This is a genomic window from Lysinibacillus sp. GbtcB16 (assembly GCF_019091145.1).
Taxonomy (GTDB): domain Bacteria; phylum Bacillota; class Bacilli; order Bacillales_A; family Planococcaceae; genus Lysinibacillus; species Lysinibacillus fusiformis.
Map to the genome: position 1 here is coordinate 1 of NZ_JAGXJV010000990.1, position 228 is coordinate 228.

The 228-nt window shown below is 40.8% G+C and carries 1 protein-coding gene; it reads left to right on the forward strand.

Annotated features, from left to right (window positions below):
- The coding region (locus KVT27_RS26525) for a hypothetical protein (RefSeq protein WP_217582371.1) at positions 1–228 on the forward strand (228 nt) is incomplete at both ends.

A 228-nucleotide genomic window follows, 5' to 3' on the forward strand; every position in this document is an offset into this window, starting at 1 on the left:
CTATACTATGCGTTAGGCGGAAACGAAAGACAACCAGATGTTAATATAGATTCTTTAGAAAAACTATCTCATTATTGGGAAGATGTACGCAAATACTATGCACCGTTTGAAAGTGGTATGAATGCGCCTCATACAGTGGTGTATATGCATGAAATGCCGGGTGGGCAGTATAGTAATCTTCAGCAACAAGTGAAGGCGTTCGGTTTAGGAGATCGATTCGATGATGTG